Source organism: Aminobacter sp. P4_D5 (genome assembly GCF_056401815.1).
This window is the reverse complement of record NZ_JBFUIP010000430.1, coordinates 1-1029: the sequence shown is the minus strand read 5'-3', so window position 1 is coordinate 1029 and position 1029 is coordinate 1. Positions and strand designations below refer to the sequence as shown.

The window sequence follows — 1029 nt, the reverse complement described above, 5'->3', positions numbered from 1 at the left end:
CGCCAACACCGACCGGCAGCTCAAGATCACGCTGCCCGGCGCCTTCACCATGACGCGCCAGGCGAAGAACGAATTCTACAAGGACGAGGCCGAGCTCGCGATGGACTACGCGGSCGCGCTCAACGAGGAAATCCTGGAGCTCAAGGCCGCCGGCGTGGACGTGATCCAGCTCGACGAGCCCTGGATGCAGGCCTTCCCCGAGGAGGCCCGCCGCTTCGCCGTCGCCGCCATCAACCGCGCGCTGAAGGACGTCCCCGGCACAACCATCGTGCACATGTGCTTCGGCTACGCCGCGATGGTGAGCGGCAAGCCCAGCGGCTACTCCTTCCTGCCGGAGCTGTCGGAGACCACGGCGCAGCAGATCTCCATCGAGGTGGCCCAGCCGAACCTCGACCTGGAGATCCTGCGCGACCTGCCGTGCAAGACGATCCTGGTGGGCGTGCTCGACCTCAGCTCGCCCGAGGTGGAGACACCGGAGATCGTCGCCGAGCGCCTGCGCCGCGCGCTGAAGGTGCTGCCGGCGGAACGCATCGTCGCCGCGCCGGATTGCGGGATGAAGTACCTGCCGCGGGAGCGCGCCTTCGGGAAGCTGAAGGCCATGGCGGATGGGGCCGCGATCGTGCGGAAGGAAATTCAGTAGGGAACAAGGCGAGGGGCTCTGCCCCTCGACCTCGCCAGGGCTTTTTGCCCTGGACCCTAGGCCTGCTTGCGCAGCGATCGGACGAAGCGCGGTCCGGCTTCGGCGAAGCCTGTGGTCCGGCAGAAGGCTTGCAGCGAGGGCGCGTCCGTTGCGGTCGCGCTTTCCATCTGGCCGCAGCCGGCCATGCGCGCGGCTTGCCCGGCGCTCTTGAGCAGAAGCCTGCCGATGCCCTGCCGCCGGTGCTCCTCGCCGACCAGCAGCGTCGTGATCACAGCGATGGCGCTGGCGGATTCGAGCGTCGGATACCAGTTCATCACGAGAAGGCCGCTGGGCGGCCCCCATTGCAAGGCGACCAGCGCCGTCGCGGCTCCCTGACGCAGCACGGCGAG

2 protein-coding genes are annotated in these 1029 nt (G+C 68.6%); one reads left to right on the top strand and one right to left on the bottom strand.

Features of this window, described 5'->3' with window-relative positions:
- Positions 1–640: uroporphyrinogen decarboxylase family protein (locus tag AC1DWF_RS32510; RefSeq protein ID WP_476842640.1), on the top strand; the 640-nt coding region annotated here is incomplete at its 5' end.
- A 56-nt stretch (positions 641–696) separates the two neighbouring features.
- On the opposite strand, the gene AC1DWF_RS32505 is transcribed toward AC1DWF_RS32510, so the two are convergent.
- Positions 697–1029: GNAT family N-acetyltransferase (locus AC1DWF_RS32505; protein WP_476842639.1), on the bottom strand; the 333-nt coding region annotated here is incomplete at its 5' end.